The organism is Kitasatospora nipponensis, assembly GCF_039528135.1.
In the GTDB taxonomy this organism is placed as follows: domain Bacteria; phylum Actinomycetota; class Actinomycetes; order Streptomycetales; family Streptomycetaceae; genus Kitasatospora; species Kitasatospora nipponensis.
This window is the reverse complement of record NZ_BAAALF010000967.1, coordinates 1-572: the sequence shown is the minus strand read 5'-3', so window position 1 is coordinate 572 and position 572 is coordinate 1. Positions and strand designations below refer to the sequence as shown.

Annotated in this window: 1 pseudogene; it reads left to right on the top strand. The window is 67.5% G+C overall.

Annotation, left to right across the window (positions count from 1 at the left end):
* Nucleotides 1-572, top strand: a pseudogene (locus ABD323_RS44350) (DUF11 domain-containing protein); the annotation flags it as partial.

Sequence of the window (572 nt, the reverse complement as noted above, 5' to 3'; positions counted from 1 at the left end):
CTCCGGGCGAGACGTTCGACTACACCGTCACCGTCACCAACAACGGGCCCTCGCAGGCGTCCGGCCTGGTGGTCACGGATGCGCTGCCGTCGGTGCTGAAGTTCGTTTCGGCGAGCGACAGTTGCACTGCGGCCGGCCAGGAGGTCTCCTGTCCGAAGCTGGTGTCCTTGGCGGTGGGTGCTTCGAAGTCGTACACGATCACCGTCCAGCTCGACCCGGCCTACACCGGCGATGGTACGGACGTGCGCAACCAGGCGAAGGTCGCCACGGACACTGCCGACCCCGACCCGAGCAACAACACCTCCGACGGAGCCACCGGCACCCTGCCCGGGCCCGGTCCGAATCCGCCCGCTCCGGTCAAGGCTGATGTGGCGATCACCAAGAAGCCGGCGAGCACCACGCCCGTGGGTCCTGGTGAGACGTTCGACTACACCGTCACCGTCACCAACAACGGCCCCTCCCAGGCCTCGGGCCTGGTGGTGTCGGACGAGCTGCCTTCGACGCTGAAGTTCGTTTCGGCGAGCGACAGTTGCACGGCCGTCGGCCAGAGCGTGACCTTCCCCAAGCTGGGC